At 63.6% G+C, this 19,509-nt stretch carries 23 protein-coding genes and 2 tRNA genes; 18 read left to right on the top strand and 7 right to left on the bottom strand.

Annotated features, from left to right (window positions below; all coding sequences use genetic code 11):
• The first annotated feature begins 19 nt into the window (after positions 1 to 19).
• Positions 20 to 214, top strand: coding sequence for a DUF4169 family protein (locus FHW92_RS12800; RefSeq protein WP_168603671.1), 195 nt, complete (start codon positions 20 to 22; stop codon positions 212 to 214).
• A 187-nt stretch (positions 215 to 401) separates the two neighbouring features.
• Positions 402 to 755, top strand: a complete 354-nt coding sequence (locus tag FHW92_RS12795; protein WP_168603670.1) for a hypothetical protein — start codon at positions 402 to 404, stop codon at positions 753 to 755.
• 10 nt (positions 756 to 765) lie between these two features.
• On the opposite strand, the gene gloB is transcribed toward FHW92_RS12795, so the two are convergent.
• Entirely contained in the window at positions 766 to 1,524 is a 759-nt protein-coding gene (gloB, locus tag FHW92_RS12790) for a hydroxyacylglutathione hydrolase (RefSeq protein ID WP_168603669.1), read from the bottom strand.
• Positions 1,525 to 1,842: 318 nt separating this feature from the next.
• Entirely contained in the window at positions 1,843 to 3,546 is a 1,704-nt protein-coding gene (rpsA, locus tag FHW92_RS12785) for a 30S ribosomal protein S1 (protein ID WP_168603668.1), read from the bottom strand.
• 387 nt (positions 3,547 to 3,933) lie between these two features.
• Here rpsA and FHW92_RS26080 point away from each other — a divergent pair, with 387 nt between their 5' ends.
• Positions 3,934 to 4,377, top strand: a complete 444-nt coding sequence (locus FHW92_RS26080) for a hypothetical protein (protein ID WP_282599744.1) — start codon at positions 3,934 to 3,936, stop codon at positions 4,375 to 4,377.
• Here the strand turns inward: FHW92_RS26080 and FHW92_RS12775 are convergent.
• Genes FHW92_RS12775 through aroA form a run of 3 tightly spaced genes read right to left on the bottom strand, consistent with a single transcriptional unit; the run spans position 4,374 to position 6,594 of the window.
• Positions 4,374 to 5,012 (bottom strand): (d)CMP kinase, encoded by a 639-nt coding sequence (locus FHW92_RS12775; protein WP_168603667.1) that lies wholly within the window; start codon positions 5,010 to 5,012, stop codon positions 4,374 to 4,376. The genes FHW92_RS26080 and FHW92_RS12775 overlap by 4 nt on opposite strands.
• On the bottom strand, positions 5,009 to 5,293 hold the full coding sequence (locus FHW92_RS12770; protein ID WP_168603666.1) for a permease: 285 nt from the start codon (positions 5,291 to 5,293) through the stop codon (positions 5,009 to 5,011). Before FHW92_RS12770 ends, FHW92_RS12775 begins: the two co-directional genes overlap by 4 nt.
• On the bottom strand, positions 5,290 to 6,594 hold the full coding sequence (aroA, locus tag FHW92_RS12765; protein WP_168604071.1) for a 3-phosphoshikimate 1-carboxyvinyltransferase: 1,305 nt from the start codon (positions 6,592 to 6,594) through the stop codon (positions 5,290 to 5,292). Before aroA ends, FHW92_RS12770 begins: the two co-directional genes overlap by 4 nt.
• A gap of 250 nt (positions 6,595 to 6,844) precedes the next feature.
• Between aroA and FHW92_RS12760 the strand changes: the two genes are divergently transcribed.
• The 13 genes from FHW92_RS12760 (at position 6,845) to FHW92_RS12700 (ending at position 16,501) form a co-directional block, all read left to right on the top strand.
• Positions 6,845 to 7,162 (top strand): FYDLN acid domain-containing protein, encoded by a 318-nt coding sequence (locus FHW92_RS12760; protein WP_168603665.1) that lies wholly within the window; start codon positions 6,845 to 6,847, stop codon positions 7,160 to 7,162.
• A gap of 156 nt (positions 7,163 to 7,318) precedes the next feature.
• Positions 7,319 to 7,394 (top strand) — tRNA-Ala (locus FHW92_RS12755).
• A 23-nt stretch (positions 7,395 to 7,417) separates the two neighbouring features.
• Positions 7,418 to 7,493 (top strand) — tRNA-Ala (locus FHW92_RS12750).
• A 149-nt stretch (positions 7,494 to 7,642) separates the two neighbouring features.
• Entirely contained in the window at positions 7,643 to 9,109 is a 1,467-nt protein-coding gene (gene ffh / locus FHW92_RS12745; RefSeq protein WP_168603664.1) for a signal recognition particle protein, read from the top strand.
• 26 nt (positions 9,110 to 9,135) lie between these two features.
• A complete protein-coding gene (gene rpsP, locus FHW92_RS12740; RefSeq protein ID WP_168603663.1) occupies positions 9,136 to 9,501 on the top strand; it encodes a 30S ribosomal protein S16 in 366 nt (121 codons plus the stop codon).
• Complete coding sequence (gene rimM / locus FHW92_RS12735; protein WP_168603662.1) at positions 9,501 to 9,998, top strand: ribosome maturation factor RimM; 498 nt, start codon at positions 9,501 to 9,503, stop codon at positions 9,996 to 9,998. The genes rpsP and rimM overlap by 1 nt, the downstream gene beginning before the upstream one ends.
• Positions 9,995 to 10,321: a hypothetical protein gene (locus tag FHW92_RS12730; protein ID WP_168603661.1), complete on the top strand. Its 327-nt coding sequence runs from the start codon at positions 9,995 to 9,997 to the stop codon at positions 10,319 to 10,321. The genes rimM and FHW92_RS12730 overlap by 4 nt, the downstream gene beginning before the upstream one ends.
• A 148-nt stretch (positions 10,322 to 10,469) precedes the next feature.
• Positions 10,470 to 11,213: a TIGR04222 domain-containing membrane protein gene (locus FHW92_RS12725; protein ID WP_168603660.1), complete on the top strand. Its 744-nt coding sequence runs from the start codon at positions 10,470 to 10,472 to the stop codon at positions 11,211 to 11,213.
• Positions 11,214 to 11,261: 48 nt separating this feature from the next.
• Positions 11,262 to 12,011, top strand: a complete 750-nt coding sequence (gene trmD / locus FHW92_RS12720; protein WP_168603659.1) for a tRNA (guanosine(37)-N1)-methyltransferase TrmD — start codon at positions 11,262 to 11,264, stop codon at positions 12,009 to 12,011.
• On the top strand, positions 12,008 to 12,388 hold the full coding sequence (gene rplS / locus FHW92_RS12715) for a 50S ribosomal protein L19 (protein WP_168603658.1): 381 nt from the start codon (positions 12,008 to 12,010) through the stop codon (positions 12,386 to 12,388). The genes trmD and rplS overlap by 4 nt, the downstream gene beginning before the upstream one ends.
• A 126-nt stretch (positions 12,389 to 12,514) precedes the next feature.
• Positions 12,515 to 14,755, top strand: coding sequence for a S9 family peptidase (locus FHW92_RS12710; protein ID WP_168603657.1), 2,241 nt, complete (start codon positions 12,515 to 12,517; stop codon positions 14,753 to 14,755).
• A gap of 83 nt (positions 14,756 to 14,838) precedes the next feature.
• Positions 14,839 to 15,864 carry an aspartate-semialdehyde dehydrogenase gene (locus FHW92_RS12705; RefSeq protein ID WP_168603656.1) on the top strand — a complete coding sequence of 342 codons (1,026 nt, stop codon included), beginning with the start codon at positions 14,839 to 14,841 and terminating at the stop codon, positions 15,862 to 15,864.
• 1 nt (position 15,865) lies between these two features.
• Complete coding sequence (locus FHW92_RS12700) at positions 15,866 to 16,501, top strand: DUF2238 domain-containing protein (protein ID WP_168603655.1); 636 nt, start codon at positions 15,866 to 15,868, stop codon at positions 16,499 to 16,501.
• A gap of 33 nt (positions 16,502 to 16,534) precedes the next feature.
• On the opposite strand, the gene FHW92_RS12695 is transcribed toward FHW92_RS12700, so the two are convergent.
• Positions 16,535 to 17,203, bottom strand: a complete 669-nt coding sequence (locus tag FHW92_RS12695) for a hypothetical protein (RefSeq protein WP_168603654.1) — start codon at positions 17,201 to 17,203, stop codon at positions 16,535 to 16,537.
• 219 nt (positions 17,204 to 17,422) lie between these two features.
• Between FHW92_RS12695 and FHW92_RS12690 the strand changes: the two genes are divergently transcribed.
• Positions 17,423 to 17,725, top strand: coding sequence for a hypothetical protein (locus tag FHW92_RS12690; RefSeq protein ID WP_168603653.1), 303 nt, complete (start codon positions 17,423 to 17,425; stop codon positions 17,723 to 17,725).
• Between the two features lie 179 nt (positions 17,726 to 17,904).
• Entirely contained in the window at positions 17,905 to 18,684 is a 780-nt protein-coding gene (locus FHW92_RS12685; protein ID WP_168604070.1) for an alpha/beta fold hydrolase, read from the top strand.
• On the opposite strand, the gene FHW92_RS12680 is transcribed toward FHW92_RS12685, so the two are convergent.
• A complete protein-coding gene (locus FHW92_RS12680; RefSeq protein WP_168603652.1) occupies positions 18,674 to 19,462 on the bottom strand; it encodes an energy transducer TonB in 789 nt (262 codons plus the stop codon). The two genes, FHW92_RS12685 and FHW92_RS12680, sit on opposite strands and share 11 nt — an antisense overlap.
• Between the last annotated feature and the right edge of the window lie 47 nt (positions 19,463 to 19,509).

Raw genomic sequence — 19,509 nt, 5'->3', positions numbered from 1 at the left:
GGCGGGAAAGGGAGCGAGCATGGCGGAGATCATCAATTTGCGCATGGCGCGTAAGGCCAAGGCGCGCGGCGAGGCTGAAAAGCAGGCGCAGGCCAATCGGGCCCTGCATGGTCAGAGCAAGGCCGCGCGCGCGATCAGCAAAGCGGAGAAGGAGCGCGCGGAGCGTCTGCTCGACGGCGTCAAGCGCGAGGATCCGGACAGTTCCAAGCTGTGATAGCCGGAAAATTGGCCTGAAATCAAATATGTAAAAGCCACAATGCAACGATGGCCTATGGTTGCCATTGTCAGCGTTGTGATATGGGCAAGACTACGTCGTCATTCATTGCGAAATGCAAAGAACCTCTGCGCTAAAAGCCTGCGCTCACCGAGCGGGATCATGCACAGAAAGAGACGAATGGGCGATGAATTGTCTGAACCTTGCGGCCATTGGCCTTCATCTTGTCTCGGTGCATGAAAAGCCGGGCTATAACGATCAGAATTACGGGCTTTATGCCCAAAGCGAATGCGGCTTTATCGCGGGCGGCTATTACAATTCCTATCGCAGGCCATCCTTCCAGATTGGATGGCGCGCAGAGACGGACCACCTGCCGCTGTTCGTCGAGATCGGTGGCGTCACCGGCTATCCGAACCATCTGGTCGAACCCTATGCGATGGCGGGCGTCAAGCTGGGGCCGCTGCGCGTCGGATTCGTGCCGCATGTGACGGGTGTGAACCGAACTGCCGTTGTCCATGCCATGGTGCAGTTCAAACTGTAACAAGCCTCACTCAAAAGCTGTTCTTGGCCTCACGCAGAGCGGCAAAGGCTCTGACGGGATCGTCACCCCAGCGAGCCTGAATATCGGCGCTGTCGGCGCGCAGGAAAGGATTCGTGGCCAGTTCGCGCGCCAGCGGGAAGGGGACGGTTGCTTCGCCCCGCGCTCGTCGCGCGGTGATTTCTTCGGCATAGGCGGCCAACGCGGTATTATCCGGGTCGGCATGGAGCGCGAATCGGGCGTTGGCGACCGTATATTCATGAGCGCAATAGAGCGTCGTTTCGGGCGGCAGCGCCTTGATCCGCTCCAGACTGGCCCAGAACTGCGGTGCTGTGCCTTCAAACATCCGCCCGCAGCCCAGCGCAAAAACCGCATCGCCCACAAAGGCCACTGCGGCCTCCGGCAGGTGATAGGCGACATGGCCCAGCGTATGCCCGCCCACATTTATAACCTGGCCGCGATAGGCCCCCAAAGCCACCGAATCGCCCTGATCAACTACGCGGTCCACGCCCTCGATCTTGCCCGCATCGCCCGCAGGCGCGGTGATTACGCAGCCTGTGGCGGCCTTGATCGCGCTGTTACCGCCCGCGTGATCCTTATGCCAATGCGTGTTCCAGATCTGGGTGATCGTCCAGCCCTTTGCATCGGCCTGACGCAGGTATTCGTCGGCATCCGGCGTGTCGATACACACCGTTTCGCCCGAGGCCGGATCGTGCAGCAGAAAGCCGTAATTGTCGGAAAGGCAGGGGAATTGGTGGATCTGGAGGGGCATGGGCGCGGTCCTGTGGTGGGGATTCGGGAAGGGCTTATGCCTCCGGCGGGCAAAGGGCGAAAGCCCTTTGCAATCCCGATACTGGTTGCGCTTTGCTTGCGAGCAAGCGTCATGCGGCAAAGCCGCTCTATTTAAAGCCTGCGGCGCGGCAAGCTGGGCGCAAGGGTGAACCTTTGGCGCAACAAGGACAGTAATGGGAGCGCGAGGGTCCAGACCCTCGCATTCTATCCCTAAACCTAAACCCCCAACAAAAAACCCGCCCGGATCGCTCCGAGCGGGTCTTTGTATCTCAGGCAACAGCTCTGAGAAGGTTCAGGCTTACTGCTTGGCCTTCAGAGCGGCGCCCAGGATGTCGCCCAGCGAAGCGCCGGCATCCGACGAACCGTACTGTTCGACGGCTTCCTTTTCTTCGTGCAGCTGACGCGCCTTGATCGAGAAGCTGGGCTTCTTCGAACGGTCGAAACCGGTGACCATGGCGTCGATCTTCTGACCGACCTGGAAGCGGTCGGGGCGCTGTTCGTCGCGGTCGCGACCCAGATCCGAACGCTTGATGAAGCCGGTGGCGCCATCGTCGCCGGCCTGCACTTCGAGGCCGCCGTCACGCACTTCGAGCACGGTCACGGTGACGACTTCGTTGCGCTTCAGGTTCGAACCACCAGCAGGCGACACGCCGCCGGCAGCCGGAGCGCCCTTTTCGAGCTGCTTGATGCCGAGCGAGATACGCTCCTTTTCGATGTCCACGTCCAGAACGATCGCCTTGACGCTTTCACCCTTGCGGTGCAGCGCCAGCGCGTCTTCGCCCGAGATGCCCCAGGCGATGTCCGACATGTGAACCATGCCGTCGACTTCGCCGTCCAGACCGATGAAGAGGCCGAATTCGGTGGCGTTCTTGACTTCGCCTTCGACGCTCGAACCAACCGGGTGACGTTCGGCGAAAGCTTCCCACGGGTTCTGCTGGGCCTGCTTGAGGCCGAGCGAGATGCGGCGCTTGTCCGAATCGACTTCCAGCACCAGCACGTCGACTTCCTGCGAGGTCGAAACGATCTTGCCGGGGTGGACGTTCTTCTTGGTCCAGGACATTTCCGAAACGTGGACCAGACCTTCGATGCCGGCTTCCAGTTCGACGAACGCACCATATTCGGTGATGTTCGTGACGGTGCCACGCAGCTTGGCGCCGACCGGGTACTTGGCGGCAACGCCATCCCACGGATCCGATTCCAGCTGCTTCATGCCCAGGCTGATGCGCTGCGTGTCCTGGTTGATGCGGACGATCTGCACGCGCACGGTGTCGCCGATGGCGATCACTTCGCTCGGGTGGTTCACGCGCTTGTAGCTCATGTCGGTGACGTGCAGCAGGCCGTCGATGCCGCCCAGATCAACGAACGCACCGTAATCGGTGATGTTCTTGACCACGCCGTCGATGATCTGACCTTCCGAGAGGTTCTGGATCAGGCCGCTGCGCTGTTCGGCGCGGGTTTCTTCCAGAACGGCGCGGCGCGACACGACGATGTTGCCACGGCGACGGTCCATCTTGAGGATCTGGAACGGCTGGGGAACGTCGAGCAGCGGGGTGACGTCGCGCACGGGGCGGATGTCGACCTGCGAGCCGGGCAGGAAGGCCACGGCGCCGTCGAGGTCAACGGTGAAGCCGCCCTTGACGCGGCCGAAGATGACGCCTTCAACCCGCTTGCCTTCGCCAAATTCGTTTTCAAGCTTGTCCCAGGCGGCTTCGCGACGAGCGCGGTCACGCGAGAGCATCGCTTCGCCGTCAGCGTTTTCGACGCGGTCGACAAACACTTCGACTTCATCGCCAACCTTCAGACCGTGGGGCTGACCGGCCATGGCGAATTCGCGCAGCGGAACGCGGCCTTCGCTCTTGAGGCCTACGTCGATGACGGCCTTGTCGTTTTCGATTGCCGTGATGGTGCCCTTGACTACGCGGCCTTCAAAGCCACCGTTGGCGGCGCCGCCAAGCGATTCGTCAAGGAGAGCCGCGAAATCGTCGCGGGTCGGGGTGCTCATAAAAGAGTCCTTCAAATCTAACGTTCTTCCGGCCAGGCGGTTGGGAGTTTTGCTCCGTCCGCCGGTCTTTCCTCCGGCATCGCACCATGCGATGGCCGGGCCAAAAAGGGCCGAACCGCCATGGAGGCCGGATGCCATCCACAGCACCCACCCACAGCCAAGGCCACGGGCAGACCGGCGGCGACTAGGCCAAACGGGCGCGAAAGGCAAGGAAAATACCGCCCGCCACCTGATCCTTGGTACAGGTGGCGATGGGTGTGGCAACACGGTTCGTCTTGCGCCGGGGGCGGGCCAACGAGGTTTGCCGTTCCGTTCATTTTCCGCACAGGACCGCAGCGGTCTGTTCAGATTTCCACTGGATGGAAACTTTGTGAAGGAGGAGAACCCATGCGTATTTCTTTGGGCCTGATGGGGACGGGTCTGGTGGCGGCGTCTCTCGCGCTTTCGGGCTGTGCCACGACCGGTTCGGTCAAGCGGGCACAGGCGCGCGCAGATGAAGCCTATGCCAGCGCCCAGGAAGGCAATGGCGCCGCATCGCGCGCGCAGGGCACGGCCGACAATGCCCTTGCGGCCTCGGGCCGGGCGCAGAGTGCGGCCGATGCGGCCAATATGGCGGCGCAAAACGCGGGCAACTCGGCCAATTCTGCCAATTCACTGGCCGCGGCGGCCGCTGCCGATGCCCGCGCCGCCCGCGAACAGGTGGCCGTGCTGAAGGCGCGCCTCCATAAGCTGGAAGGGAAGAATAAGAAGCGCCATCATTCCAAGAGCGTGGCCAAGAAAAAGACCGTGGCCAAGGAAGCCCAGGTCACGCAGGCCCAATTTCACCATTAAGACGTTTCACCACTAAGGCAGCGCATCTGCTCGACCAGCGCGATGGCGGCGGCAATCGCCGCCTCGCGCCCCAGATCGGATGTGTCGAGGGTGATCGCATCGGGCGCCGGGCGCAAAGGGGCGGCGCTGCGATTGCGGTCGCGCTCGTCGCGCGCGGCAAGGTCGGCCTCGATCTCGGCAAGCGCTACATCGCGCCCCTGCGACAGCATTTCGGCATGGCGCCGCGCCGCGCGTGCGGCTACGCTGGCGATCACGAACAGCTTGGCCGTGGCCTCCGGCGCAATCACCGTGCCGATATCGCGCCCGTCCAGAACCGCCCCGCCGCTTTGCGTGGCAAAGGCGCGCTGGCGTTCATACAGCGCCTGACGCACGGCGGGATGCACCGACACGCGACTGGCCAGCCCGCCCGAGGCTTCGGAGCGCAATTCGGGATCGTCGAGCAAACTGTCGGCAAAGCCGCAGGCGGCCAGCGCATCGCCCGCATCATCGGGATTGCCGCCATTTATCGCCACTTGCCGCCCCACCGCGCGATAGAGCAGCCCGGTGTCCAGATGCGGCAGGCCGTAATGCGCGGCCAGCGCCTTGGCGATGGTGCCCTTGCCCGAAGCGGTCGGGCCATCAACGGCGATAATCATGCGTTTTTCCCTTTGGCCATGATGGCGCGGACAAGGCCGACAAAGGCGATGGCCGACCACAGGCTTTCCAGCGCCAGCGAGGCCGGATTGGTATCGACCAGCAGCGAAATCACCAGCAGCAGCGCACCGGCCAGATTGGCGCCATGCTGGACAAACGGATTGGGCTCGCGCGTCTTGCCGGTAAAGGCCGTGGTATAGCCATAGGCAAAGACGCAGAGCGCCATGCCCGCAAAACCGCAGGCGGTGGCAAGCTCCTCGGGAATCCCGGTAATCAGGCTCATATGGCCACCAGGCTGGCGAGCAGCGATTCGAAATTGGGGAAGCTGGTGGCGATCGGGCTGGTGTCGTCGATGGCGACGCCATTCATGCTGTTGAGGCCTGCAATGGCCATGCTCATGGCGATGCGGTGATCGAGATGCGTGGCGACATGATGCGCGCCCGATGTGCCGGGCAGGGGCGCGCCGCCCGTGCCGTCAATGATGAGGCCGTCCTCGGTTTCGGTCACATTTGCGCCCGCCAGTTCCAGCGCCACGCGCATCACGGTGATGCGGTCGCTTTCCTTGACGCGCAATTCCTCAAGGCCGGTGGTGACGGTGCGGCCCTTGGCCTGTGCGGCGGCGACAAAGAGGACGGGGAATTCATCGACCATGCTGGGCACGATTTCCGGATCGACCTCGATGCCATGCAGTTGCGAATGGCGCACGCGCAGATCGGCCACCGGTTCGCCGCCGACCTCGCGCGGGTTCACTTCCTCGATGCTGCCGCCCATCTGGCGCAGGACCGTGACGATCCCGGCGCGGGTGGGGTTGAGGCCCACGTTCTCGATCAGCACATCGCTGCCCGGCACGGTGAGCGCCGCAACGATGAAGAAGGCGGCGGAGGAGGGGTCGCCCGGCACCACGATGGTCTGGCCCTTCAGCTCGGCGGGGCCGTGGATATGGATGGTGCGCGTGCCTTCCTCATCGACCTCGACGGTCAGATTCGCGCCAAAGCCGCGCAGCATCCGCTCGGAATGGTCGCGGGTGGGTACGGGCTCGATCACGGTGGTGATGCCCGGCGTGTTCAGGCCCGCCAGCAGCACTGCCGATTTGACCTGCGCGCTGGCCATGGGCAGGCGATAGGTGATCGGCACGGCAGGCGAGGCGCCGCGCATGGTCAGCGGCAGACGGCCTTCGACGGAGGTGAAATCCGCGCCCATCGTGGAGAGCGGGTCGATCACCCGGCCCATCGGGCGCTTCGACAGCGAAGCATCGCCCACGAAGGTGGCGGTGATGCCATGGCTGGCCACCAATCCCATCAGCAGGCGAGTCGAGGTGCCCGAATTGCCCATGTCGAGCGCGGTTTCCGGTTGCAGCAGGCCGCCCACGCCCACGCCGTTGATGATCCATTCGCCATCTTCGGTTTTCTCGATTTTTGCGCCCATGGCCCGCATCGCGGCCGCCGTGGACATCACATCCTCGCCTTCCAGCAGGCCCGTGACCCGCGTTTCGCCCAGCGCCAGCGCGCCCAGCATGATCGAGCGGTGGCTGATCGACTTGTCGCCGGGGACGCGGATCGTGCCATTCAGCGCGCCGGTGGGCATGAAACGGCGGGGGCGGGGGGTGGCAGAGGCGCTCACGGACAGGATTCCTTAGGGCTATGAAGACTGGGGATGCGAAAAACGCTTGCGTCACGGGCAGGCACCCGTCAGAAGCGCGCGGCTTTTGACAGCGCGGGGGCTCTATGGCAAGGCGCCAGAGCATGGCAAGGCCGGTCAAATGGCCCTTCGCGCCAGTTACGCATAGCAATGGATACCGCCCGCCGCTTTGGCTGGGGCAGACATGAGGAATAGCATGGTCAAGCCAGAATGGGGCGCCAAGCACGGCTGCCCGAAGTGCGGCACCCGCTTTTACGATCTGGGCAAGGACGATCCCGTCACTTGCATCGAATGCGGCTATGCCTGGGTTCCCGAACCGGTTCTCAAGAGCAAGCAGCCGATTCCCTTTGAGGAGATCCAGAAGAAGGACGCCGATGAGGTGGCCGACGGCGATCTGGCCGATGAGGATCTGGATATCGATGATGACGGCGATTCGCCGGACAATGATGTCGACCTAGGCGGCGATGACGACCTGGGCGTGTCGGGCCATGATGAAGAGCCCGACGAAGTGTAAGCTCTTGTCCGGAACCTTGGCGGGGCTTTTTTCAGAAAAATGAAATTTCTCGAAAAAAGTTCTTGCCAAGGTTCCGGGGTCGTCCTAGTGGGGCGGCCCGCCGACGAGGCGGAAGCGAAGCAAACCACCCTGGGATGCCTAGCTTATTGAATGAATGGGGCCTTAGCTCAGCTGGGAGAGCGCCTGCATGGCATGCAGGAGGTCAGCGGTTCGATCCCGCTAGGCTCCACCATTCAAACATATACCCATTGGTTAGGGGCCTTAGCTCAGCTGGGAGAGCGCCTGCATGGCATGCAGGAGGTCAGCGGTTCGATCCCGCTAGGCTCCACCAAAGGGAAAGTATCGCTTCATCAAGCGTTACGCTGGCCGACGAATTTACGTCCGCCGGCGTTTTTCGCTTGATGGGAATATGCGCTGATCGGCGAGGTTTCGCCCATCGGCGTTTTTGGCGTAATTTTGCGCCGCTGTTGGGGTTGGCTGATGTTCGACGCTCTGTCTGATCGCCTTGGCTCGGTCTTTGATCGGCTGAAGGGGCGCGGTGCGCTCAAGGAACAGGATGTGCGCGATGCGATGCGCGAAGTGCGCATCGCCTTGCTCGAAGCCGACGTGGCCCTGCCGGTGGTGCGCCGGTTTATCGACGATGTGACCGAGAAGGCCGTTGGGCAAAATGTGCTCAAGTCGGTCACGCCCGGTCAGCAGGTCGTCAAGATCGTCAATGACGCGCTGGTCGAGATGCTGGGCGGGCAGGATGTCCCCGGTTTCGATCTGAACGCCGCGCCGCCGGTGGTCATCATGATGGTCGGCCTGCAAGGGTCGGGCAAGACCACCAGCACGGCCAAGCTCGGCAAGCTGCTGAAGGAAAAGCACGGCAAAAAGGTGCTGATGGCGTCGCTCGACGTCAACCGCCCCGCCGCTCAGGAACAGTTGGCCGTTCTGGGCGAGCAGGTGGGCGTTTCGACCCTGCCGATCATCGCTGGCCAGATGCCGACGGCGATCGCCGAACGCGCGATCAATTCGGCCAAGCTTCAGGCTGTGGACGTGCTGCTGCTCGACACGGCGGGCCGTCTGCATGTCGATGCCGCGCTGATGGAAGAGATGAAGGCGGTGGCCGCCATCTCGACCCCGAAGGAAACGCTGCTGGTCGTCGATTCGCTGACCGGTCAGGACGCGGTCAACGTTGCGCAGAGCTTTGCGGGCGAAGTCGATCTGACGGGTGTGATCCTCACCCGTATGGATGGTGATGCGCGCGGCGGTGCGGCGCTTTCGATGCGCGCGGTCACGGGCAAGCCGATCAAGTTTGCCGGTATGGGCGAAAAGCTCGACCAGATTGAAGTGTTCAATCCCGGCCGCGTGGCGGGCCGCATCCTGGGCATGGGCGATATCGTCAGCCTGGTGGAAAAGGCGGCGCAGGCGGTTGAGGCCGAGGACGCCGAAAAGCTGGCCGAGCGTATGGCCAAGGGTCAGTTCGATATGAACGACCTGCGCACCCAGCTGCGCCAGATGCAGAAGATGGGCGGGCTGGGCATGTTGGCCGGGATGCTGCCGGGCATGAAGAAGGCGCAGGCCGCCATGGCCAACAGCGGGATGAACGACCGTACACTGCTGCGCATGGATGCGATCATCGGTTCGATGACCCCCAAGGAGCGTGCGCGCCCCGAATTGCTCAACGCCAAGCGCAAGATCCGCATCGCCAATGGCTCCGGCACGCAGGTGCAGGAAGTCAACAAGCTCCTGAAAATGCATCAGGAGATGGAAAAGGCGATGAAGCAGATCAAGAAGATGGGCGGGCTCAAGGGCCTGGCCGCCTTGTTCGGCAAGGGTGGCATGGGTGGTCTGGGCGGCGGCGGAATGCCTGGTGGCATGGGCGGTCTTGGCGGCCCCGGTGCCGGCGGCCTTCCCGGCCTTGGCGCGGGCGCCCCGGATTTTACAAAGTTTTTGAAGAAATAAGCTGAATTAATTGGAAAGGTACGAAAATGTCGGTTTCTCTGCGTCTGTCGCGTGGCGGTTCTAAGAAGCGCCCTTACTACAAGATCGTTATTGCCAATTCGACCGCGCCCCGCGACGGCAAGTTCCTGGAGCAGGTCGGCACCTACAACCCGCTGCTCGCCAAGGACAGCGAAGACCGCGTGCGTCTGATCGAAGACCGCGTGAAGTACTGGCTGGGCGTTGGCGCGCAGCCGACCGACCGCGTTGCCCGTCTGCTGGACAAGGCCGGTCTGAAGGAACGCGCCCCCACCAACAACCCGAACAAGGCCGAACCCGGCAAGAAGGCCAAGGAACGCGCTGAAGACAAGGCCAAGAAGGCCGCTGAAGCTGCTGAAGCGGCTGCTGCTGAATAATGAGCCGGCCCGTGACAATGGCCGCTGTTGCGGCGGCCCATGGCATCACGGGCGAGGTTCGTCTCAAGTTGTTTGGTGAAGGTGTGGCCGCGCTCAAGGGCTACCGCACCTTCAACAATGGCGCGCTGACGCTGAAATCGATCAAGGATGACGGCAAGGGGGGCGCTCTGGCCCGCTTTGCCGAAGTCCCTGATCGAACGGCGGCGGAAAAATTGCGCGGGACGGCGCTGACGGTCCCCCGCTCGGCCATGCCGCCGCTGGCGCCGGGTGAGTATTATTACGCCGACCTGCTGGGTCTGGCGGCCCAATCCACCACGGGTGCGATGCTGGGCACGGTGGTCGCGGTCGAGAATTTCGGCGCGGGCGACATTCTGGAAATCGAGACGCCCTCGGGCGAGGACGGCAAGAGCCACCGCTTCATGGTGCCTATGCGCACCGAGGCCGTACCCGAATGGGACGAGACGCGGGTGCTGATCGAGGACGCCTACGTCGGGTGACCGAGCGCGAGGCGGAGATTGCCGCCTTGGCGCAGGATCTGTCGGGTTTGCGGCGAGTATGGCCGGATATGGCCGTGTCGCAGGATCTCGGGCTTTACGGCGATGACATCACGGAATTCATAATGGCCTTGGCCGATTGCTATGGCGAGTGGGTCTGGGATTGGCCGTGGGCGCGCTTTGCCGATGACCGTGAAGGTGTGGGTTGCCTCGCCATTTTCGGCTTGCCCTGGCTGCTGCTGTGTTGGCTGTTTCGTGCCCGATCACGCGGTTTGCATCAGGTTCAGGAGCCGGAACGGCTGGTGGCGGCCATATTGCGGCGGTGATCGACCGGGGAGTCTGGTTCGAACCCTGAACACTTATGCTGTTGTTTTGCCAAAACCTCCCTATCCTAAATGCATGATTGTACCGCGCTGGTTTGAAGGTTAAAGACACGCGGGGTCTTCTTCGCCGGAGGGCGGATGAGGAGGGATCATGGCGGGTCTGGACCCGTTTCAATTGAGCGGGGAGCAGTTTCTCGCGATCTATGCCGGGCTGCTGCTGGCGGCGGCGGCGATGGCGTGGGTGTTGCCGCATTGGCTGCGCCCCGATGGCAGAATGCTGGCGTTGCAACATCCTTTTGAACTGGCCTGCCTTTCGGGCGGGCCGACGCGCTATGCTGAAACGCTGGTGGTGGGGCTGATGCAGGCGGGGCATCTGGCCCTGCGCGACGAGCGTCATTTCGAGCCGCTGCGCCCCGCCGCAGGCATCAGCCGGGCCGAGGTGGCGGTGCTGGGTCTGCCGCCCGGGACGGATTGGGCCTTGCTGATGACCAGCCTGTGGAGCGCGGTCCACTGGGTCGAACTGCGCCTGATTGCGCGCGGCCTGTGGCTGGACCGCGCGGAATGGTGGCAGGTTCGTGGCTGGGCCTGTTTGCCCTACATGCTGGTTTTGCTGTTCGGCGCGATTCGCTGGGAGGCGGGCCTGCTTCATCATCGGCCGGTGCCTTATCTTGGGTGGCTTGTGCTGGCGGCCCTGCTGGGCGGGGTGGTGCGCTGCGCCACCATCGACCGGCGGACACGGGGCGGCAGCCGCGTGCTGGCGCGCGCGCGGCACGAGGCGCGCAACCTGCGCCGCGATGGCGAGCAGGTCCAGATCGCGGTCGCCCTGTTCGGCACCGAGGTTCTGGCGGGCACCCCCTATGAGGCGCTGCACAGGCTGCGCATTCGCCGCCGTTGAGACCCGATGCCCCTTGCAGACCGGCGGCGCAGGGGGCATGGGGGCGCCATGAGCTTTTCCGCCACCGTCCTGACGCTTTATCCCGATATGTTCCCCGGCCCGCTGGGGGTCAGCCTTGCCGGCCGTGCGCGCGAGGAGGGCAAGTGGGCCATTGACGCTGTGCAGATCCGCGACTTTGCACAGGACAAGCACCGCACCGTGGACGATACGCCCGCAGGCGGCGGGGCGGGAATGGTGCTCAAGGTCGATGTGCTGGCCCGCGCGATTGACCATGCGCGCGCGAATGGTCCGATGGGGCGGCCCGTCATCGCCATGACCCCGCGCGGGCGCCCTTTGACGCAAGCGCGGGTGCGCGAATTGGCCGCCGGACCGGGGGTGATCGTACTTTGCGGGCGATTTGAAGGGTTTGACGAGCGGATTTTCGCCGGGCGCGATGTCGAGGAGGTCTCGATGGGCGATATTATTCTCTCGGGCGGCGAACCTGCGGCAATTATGCTTCTGGATGCTTGCATTCGGCTGCTTCCCGGCGTAATGGGCGCGGCCTCTAGTGGGGATGATGAGTCGTTCGAAAACGGATTGCTCGAATATCCCCACTATACCCGACCCAATGATTGGGAAGGGCGATTGATCCCTGAAGTGCTGCGATCGGGGGATCATGGAAAGATCGACGCCTGGCGGAAACAACAGGCGCTCGACGATACTCGGTCACGCAGGCCCGACCTTTGGGAGCGCTACGGTGGTGCTTCGGGTCAGTCTGCCTCTGGCGCGCGGCGCAAAACGAAGGATTTGGGTCAATGAACCTGATTCAGCAGATCGAAGCCGAAGAAATCGCCAAGGCGCTTTCGGCTACGGGCAAGGAAATTCCGGAATTCCGCGCTGGCGACACGCTGCGCGTCGGCGTGAAGGTTATCGAAGGCGACCGCACCCGCGTTCAGGCCTATGAAGGCGTGGTGATCGCTCGCTCGAACCGCGGCATCAACTCGAACTTCACCGTGCGCAAGATGTCGTTCGGCGAAGGCGTGGAGCGCGTATTCCCGCTCTACTCGCCCAACATCGAATCGATTACCGTGGTTCGCCGTGGTGTCGTGCGTCGTGCCAAGCTGTACTATCTGCGCGGCCGCACCGGCAAACGCGCACGTATCGCCGAGCGCCGCGACCCCCGCACGGCAGGCTGAGCCGGAACAGCAGTTCCCCAGCCAACCAGCGGAACATCGTGAAAGGGCGCCTCGGCCAAGACAGCCGGGGCGCCCTTTTGCTTGCGCGCCTTATCTCCAATACTTCGACAGGTCTCTCTCCTTGCCATGCGCTTTCCCGCTCTCCTGCTTGCTGCAGCGGCACTTGTGCCTGCGCCCCTCGCCTTTGCGCAGGGGGCTGCTGTGAACGCGCCTGCCGCCGCTGCGCTGTCGTTCGAGCGGGTTTTTGCCAGCCCTTCGCTCAACGGCCCGGCGCCGCGCGGGGTCAAGCTGTCGCCGGACGGGCGTTATCTGACGCTGCTGCGCAACCGCGCCAATGACCGCGAGCGCTATGACCTGTGGGGCTATGACCGCCAGAACGGGCAGTGGCGGATGCTGGTCGATTCGGAAAAGCTGTCCTCGGGCCGTGCCTTGTCCGAGGCGGAAAAGATGCAGCGCGAGCGGCAGCGGATCGGCGATCTCAAGGGCATCGTCACCTATAGCTGGGCGGCCGATGGCAAGGGCGTGCTGGTGCCGCTCGATGGTGATCTGTTGTTGGCGGGGCTTGATGGTTCGGTTCGCAAGGTCGAAGGGGCGGGGGCCGATGCGCTCAATCCGCGTCTCAGCCCCAAGGGCGGTTTCGTGTCCTTTGTCCGTGATCGTCGCCTCTGGGTGGTGCCGGTCAATGGCGGCGCCCCGCGTGCGATCACCCCCGCCGAAACCAGCTCGACCGTCCATTGGGGCGAGGCCGAATTTGTCGCGCAGGAGGAAATGGCCCGCCTGACCGGCGCCTGGTGGTCGGGCGATGACAAGCATGTGGCGGTTGAACGCTTTGACGAGGCCCATGTCGGCACCGTCACCCGCGCGGCCATTGGCGCGACCGGGACCAAGACTTTCGACCAGCGCTATCCGGCGGCGGGCACGCCCAATGCCGAAGTGTCGCTCTATGTCGTCAGCCCCGATGGCGGTGTCCCGGTCAAGGTCGATCTTGGCGCGGAGGCCGACATCTATCTGGCCCGCGTCGATTGGGCGCCCGATGGCAAGACGCTCTATGTCCAGCGCGAGGATCGGGCGCAGACCCGCCTCGACATGCTCAAGGTCGATCCGGCCACGGGCAAGTCCGAGGTGCTGTTTACCGAAACCGCGCGCGCGAAGAGCTGGATCAACCTCACTGACAATTACCGTTTCCTGCGCGACGGCAGCCTGATCTGGTGGAGCGAGCGCGATGGTTTCGGCCATCTCTATCGCCTTGCAGGCGGCCAATGGCAGCAGCTCACCCATGGGCGCTGGATGGTCACTTCGCTGGACGGCGTGGATGAAAAGGGCGGCAAGCTCTTCTTCACCGGCACGAAGGATGATGTGCTGGCGCATCAGGTCTATGCGCTGGATTACAACCATCCGGGCGAACCGAAGCGCCTGACCGATCCGGCCTATATGAACAGCGCGACGATGGATCGCGCCGGGCAAACGCTGGTCATCACTCGCAGTGCGCAGAACCAGCCCGCCCAGACCTATCTGGCTGATGGCGCGGGCAAGCGTCTGGCATGGGTTGAGGAAAACCGCGTGGATGCCGGCCATCCCTACGCACCCTTCCTTGCCGCCCACCGCGCGCCCAGTTTCGGCACGATCAAGGCGCAGGACGGCAGCGACCTGCACTGGAAGATGATCACGCCGGTGATGGAGCCGGGCAAGCGCTATCCGGTGTTCTTTGAACATTACGGCGGCCCGCATGTTCAGGTGGTCAGCAAGGGCTGGTCGGGCGCGCTGGCGCAGGCCATCGTGGCCAAGGGCTATATCTATTTCGAGATCGACAACCGGGGCAGCGCGAACCGGGGCGTCGATTTTGAAAGCCAGATCTGGCAGGCGATGGGCACGGTGGAAGTGGCCGACCAGATCGCCGGGGCCGATTACCTCAAGAGCCTGCCCTTCGTGGACGCCAGCAAGATCGCCACCTATGGCTGGTCCTATGGCGGCTATATGACGCTCAAGCTGCTGGAGGCGCATCCGGGCGCCTTTGCCGCCGGGATCTCCGGCGCGCCGGTGACGAAGTGGGAGCTGTATGACACCCACTATACCGAGCGCTATATGGGGGATCCGCGGCAGGTTCCGGCTGCCTACAAGGCTTCCAACGCCATCGACAATTCGGATAGAATCCGCGATCCGCTGCTGCTGATCCACGGGCTTTCGGATGACAATGTGGTGTTTGAAAACTCCTCGGCTCTGATCGCCAAGATGCAGAACGAGGCCACACCTTTCGAGATGATGCTCTATCCCGGCCATACACACCGCGTGGGCGGGCCCAAGGTCAGCGTCCATCTCTGGAACACGATTTTCGCTTTCCTGGCACGGCATGGAGTGACGCCGCCGTAATTCTCTAGCCAGTTGTTGTAATGCGGCTTTGCGTCTCAGGCCGCGTGAAACAGGTCCCTTTATGGGCCGCAGGAGTGAGTAACATGGGTTATCGGGTTGTCGTCGTTGGCGCCACGGGCAATGTGGGCCGCGAAATGCTCAACATCCTTGCCGAGCGGGAATTCCCCATCGACGAACTGGCGGCGGTAGCTTCGCCTCGTTCGCAGGGCACCGAGATCGATTTCGGCGAAACCGGCAAGAAGCTGAAGGTTCAGAACATTGAACATTTCGACTTCACCGGCTGGGACATCGCCCTGTTTGCCGCAGGTTCGGCGCCGACCAAGATCTATGCCCCCAAGGCCGCCTCGCAGGGCTGCGTGGTGATCGACAACTCGTCGCTCTATCGCATGGACCCGGACGTTCCGCTGATCGTGCCCGAAGTGAATCCGGACGCCATCGACGGCTATACCAAGCGCAACATCATCGCCAACCCCAACTGCTCGACCGCGCAGATGGTTGTGGCCCTCAAGCCCCTGCACGACAAGGCGACGATCAAGCGCGTCGTGGTCGCCACCTATCAGTCGGTGTCGGGCGCGGGCAAGGAAGGCATGGACGAGCTGTTCGAACAGAGCCGCGCGATCTTTGTCGGCGATCCGGTCGAGGCCAAGAAGTTCACCAAGCAGATCGCCTTCAACGTGATCCCGCACATCGACGTTTTCCTTGATGATGGCTACACCAAGGAAGAATGGAAGATGGTGGCCGAAACCAAGAAGATCCTTGATCCCAAGGTGAAGCTGACGGCAACCTGCGTGCGCGTGCCGGTGTTCATCGGCCACTCCGAAGCGCTGAACATCGAATTCGAAAACGAGATCAGCGCCCAGGAAGCCCAGGACATCCTGCGCGAAGCCCCCGGCGTGATGCTGGTCGACAAGCGCGAGAACGGTGGTTACGTGACCCCGGTGGAATGCGTTGGCGATTACGCCACCTTCATCAGCCGCGTGCGTGAAGACAGCACCGTCGAAAACGGCCTGTCGCTGTGGTGCGTTTCGGACAACCTGCGCAAGGGCGCTGCCCTGAACGCGGTGCAGATCGCCGAACTGCTGGGCCGCCGCCACCTCAAGAAGGGCTGATATGAACGCTGTCCCTGTCGCTCAGCGCGGGATGCTGGTGGCGATGGCCATCGGGTCCGGGCTGAGCGGCTGGAGCGCGATCTATCCGCAAAACACATGGTTGCAGGTGGGGCCGGTTTTGCTGGCCCTGCCTGTTGCTTTTTGGGCCTTGCGGCGCTGGCCGCTGAGCCATCGCGCGGCGGGGATGGTCACGGGTTTCATCCTGCTGCATCTGCTGGCCGCTTGCTGGTCATACAGTTTTACGCCCTATGATTCATGGGGCAGGTCCTTGACCGGTCATTCGATCGACGCGGCCTTTGGCTTCAGGCGCAATATGTTTGACCGTCTGATTCATTTGTCCTTCGGCCTGCTTATGGTTCTGCCTTTCGCTGAAATCGGCTTGCGCCATGGCGGGCTTTCGCGCCGGGCGGCCCTGTCGATGGCGGTGCTGGGTATTTTTGCTTTCAGCTCGATCTATGAAATCTTCGAATGGCTGCTCACCATCGGCCTCTCGCCCGATCAGGCCGGCGCCTATAATGGCGAGCAGGGCGATATGTATGACAGCCAAAAAGACATGGCGATGGCCAATCTGGGCGCTGTGCTGGCTCTGCCCGTGGCCCGCGCATTGCTTGCCTCGAAGCGCCGAAGCGGGTCATGATTCTGCGACCATGACCCGCTGCTCTTTGCATTTTTAGTTCACCCGCTGCGTCACCGTGGTGGTTGTGGTGGCCACGGGTCCGGCGACATGGGCGCTGTGCACCGGCTTTTTCGTCACGCGCGTCTTGACCACCTTCTTGGCGGCCACCCGGCCCGTGTTCTGCGTGGTCACTGTGGTTTCCACGGCGGCCTTCTGGTCCAGGGCGGCCTGGGCGTTGGCGCGGGCTGTTGCGGCATCCTGCTGGGCGGCCTGCGCGGTTTGCTCGGCATTGGCGGCGCGCTCATTGGCCGCGGCAACCTGTTGGGCGGCGGCCTGTTGCGAAGCCTCGCTGGCCTGCTGCTGGGCAATGGCGGCGTCGGTCTTGGCCGCCTCCACACGGGCTGCGGTGCGCTCGGCCTTCATCCGCTGGGCCTGGCCAAGGTTGGCATCGGCGATCATCGCGGCCTGATTGGCGGTTTCAATGGCCTCTTCCTTGCGGCCTGCCGAAAGGTCCTCGCGCGCATCGGCCAATGCCTGCTTGGCCTTGGCCTGATCCACCGCCAGCAAAGTGTCGGCGCCTGCGGTATCGGCGGCGCTGATCTTGGCCTCGGCCACGGCGATGGCCTTTTTCGCGCGGTCGGCCTTGCCCTCGGCCATGGCCGGGCCGCTCCATGCCACGGCCAACATGGTGGCGGCGAGCAGCGTGCTGTGAAGGGTCTTCATGGGTCTACTCCTCTCGAACATGGACCATGCCCAAGGAAGAGTCCGGCGAGGCGATGGTTCCAAGCGACGAGGCGAGCCGCCCGCAAAGGAAAGGCCAGCTTTGTACGAAATGACCGAAAATGCGCGATAAAAGCATGAGCAGAATTGCGCATATCGGACGCCCGTCCGAAAAGCTAGGCCGCGCGGCGCGGGGGTGGGGACTTTCGCATAGGAGGAGTTATGAATATCCGTTTTGGCCTCGCCGCCGTGGTTCTGGCCCTTGCCGGCGCTTCGCAGGCCAATGCCGCCGCTGCCGGTGACACGGCGCTGGCCGAGATCCTGCCCCATGTGCCGCGCGATGCCGATGGCAAGGTCACCCGCGAAGCCTTCGTCGCCTATATGGAAACCGCCTTTGACCGCGCCGATACCGCCAAGAGCGGCCAGATCGACCCGTCCCGGCTGAAGCGTGCCGGTGCGGCGCGCGCCTGTTCGCCGATGTTCGGCCCGCGCTATGTGCCCGGCGCCTCGCTGACCGGCTGCTGAAACAGACGACAGATCATGCAGGGCGGGCGCAACCCGCCCTGTTTCCTTTCGCGCCTTTGGAGCGCCTTTCCTTGATCCATGAATATTTTCAGGCATCGGCTGGCACAAGCCGCTTGCCCCTTTGGCTTTTCCGCGCCTATCGCGATCTCCTTGCCCATTCGCCCGAAGAGGATGTCGTCATGCCCGAAACCGTCACCACCAGCTACTTTCGCGGTTGGGCAGGAACGCGGCTGGCGCTCCACCGGATGGGGCCTGCATCGGGAGGGAGCGGGCGGCCCTTGCTGCTGTTTCACGGGCTGTTTTCATCGGCGGCGATCAACTGGGTCAAATATGGCCATGCCGAACGTCTGGCGCAGGCCGGGTTCGAGGTCATCATGCCGGACCTTCGCGCCCATGGCATGAGCGAGGCGCCCCATGACGCCACCGCCTATCCTGAGGACGTGCTGGTCACCGATGCGCTGATGCTGGTGCGCGAACTGGGGTTTGAGCCGGGCGGCTTCGATCTGGGCGGCTTCTCGCTCGGCTCGCGCACGGCCACGCGCGCGGTGCTGGCGGGGCTGGAGCCGCGCCGGTTGATCCTTGCGGGCATGGGTCTGGAAGGGCTGGCGGGATGGGCGCGGCGCAGCGCCTTTTTCCTCGACGCCATCGCGCGCTACGGCACGATCAAGCATGGCGATCCGGCCTATGTTGCCCAACAGTTCATGAAGGCGCAAAAGGTCGATCTGCGCGCGGCGGAATTGCTGCTGCAATCGGTGGACGATACGCCGCCTTCGGATCTGGCCGGTATCACCATGCCCACGCTGGTGGTCTGCGGCGCCATCGATCAGGACAATGGCAGCGCCCCGCGTCTGGCCCAGACCTTGCCCAATGCGCGCTATGCCGAAATCCCCGGCACGCATATGAGCAGCGTGACCCAGAAGGAACTGGGCCAGCAGATGGTGGAATTCCTTACTTCCTGAGGCTGAAGGGAATTTTCAGGAAGCCGCGCAGCATCACCGCCTCGCCGCCGCGCATCATCGGGGTCCAGCGCCATTTGCGCACAGCCTCCAGCGCGGCCTTGTCGAGGCGGGGGAAGCCGCTGCTGTTGGCCACGGTGATTTCCGCCACGCGCCCGTCCGTGCCGACCAAAAGACCCAGTGTCACCGTGCCTTCCTCCATATTCCGCCGCGATTCCAGAGGATAGGAGGGCGGGGTGAACGAGAGAATCCGCGCGCCCAGATCGCCCACTTCGGCCGGCCCCGCAGGCGCCTTGGGCGCGGCGGCGGCGACCGGGGCGGGGGCCGGAGGAGCAGGCGGGGCGGGGGGCTGCGCGGCTGCTTCCTGACCTACGGCAATGGCCACGGCCAGCGGCGGTGTAGGGGCCTCGGGCTGCGGCTGGGCCACGGCCTGGGGCAGTTGCGGCATATCGACCTCCTTGGCCACCGGTTTGCTCTGCGGCGCGGAAGGCGGGGGAGGGGCGGTCAGGTCCATCGTTACGATATGATGTTCGCGCTTGGCATGGGGTGCGACATTCATCCAGACCATCGCGGAGAACAAGGCGCCGACTGCCAACGCCGAGGCCAGCATCGCGCCGCCGCGCGGGCGTTGCGCCTGCTGGACGTAGCGGGCGCTGGGAATGAAGGGGGCAGCCGGAGCCGGAGCGGCAAAGCTGAGTCGCGCCTCATGGCCAAGCGGGCCGTAATGGGCGGAAAACTCGGCTTCGTCAGTCACTCGGAAGGCGTACATGGGCTGCCTCATGGGGTCGTTGGATGCTCGCTATTGCTAACGATTAGCAAAAGTACCTC

Origin of the sequence: Novosphingobium sp. SG707, from assembly GCF_012275515.1 — a bacterium.
Lineage (GTDB): Bacteria > Pseudomonadota > Alphaproteobacteria > Sphingomonadales > Sphingomonadaceae > Novosphingobium.
Note: the sequence above shows the minus strand (reverse complement) of the source record. Positions and strands in the feature narration are given on the sequence as shown.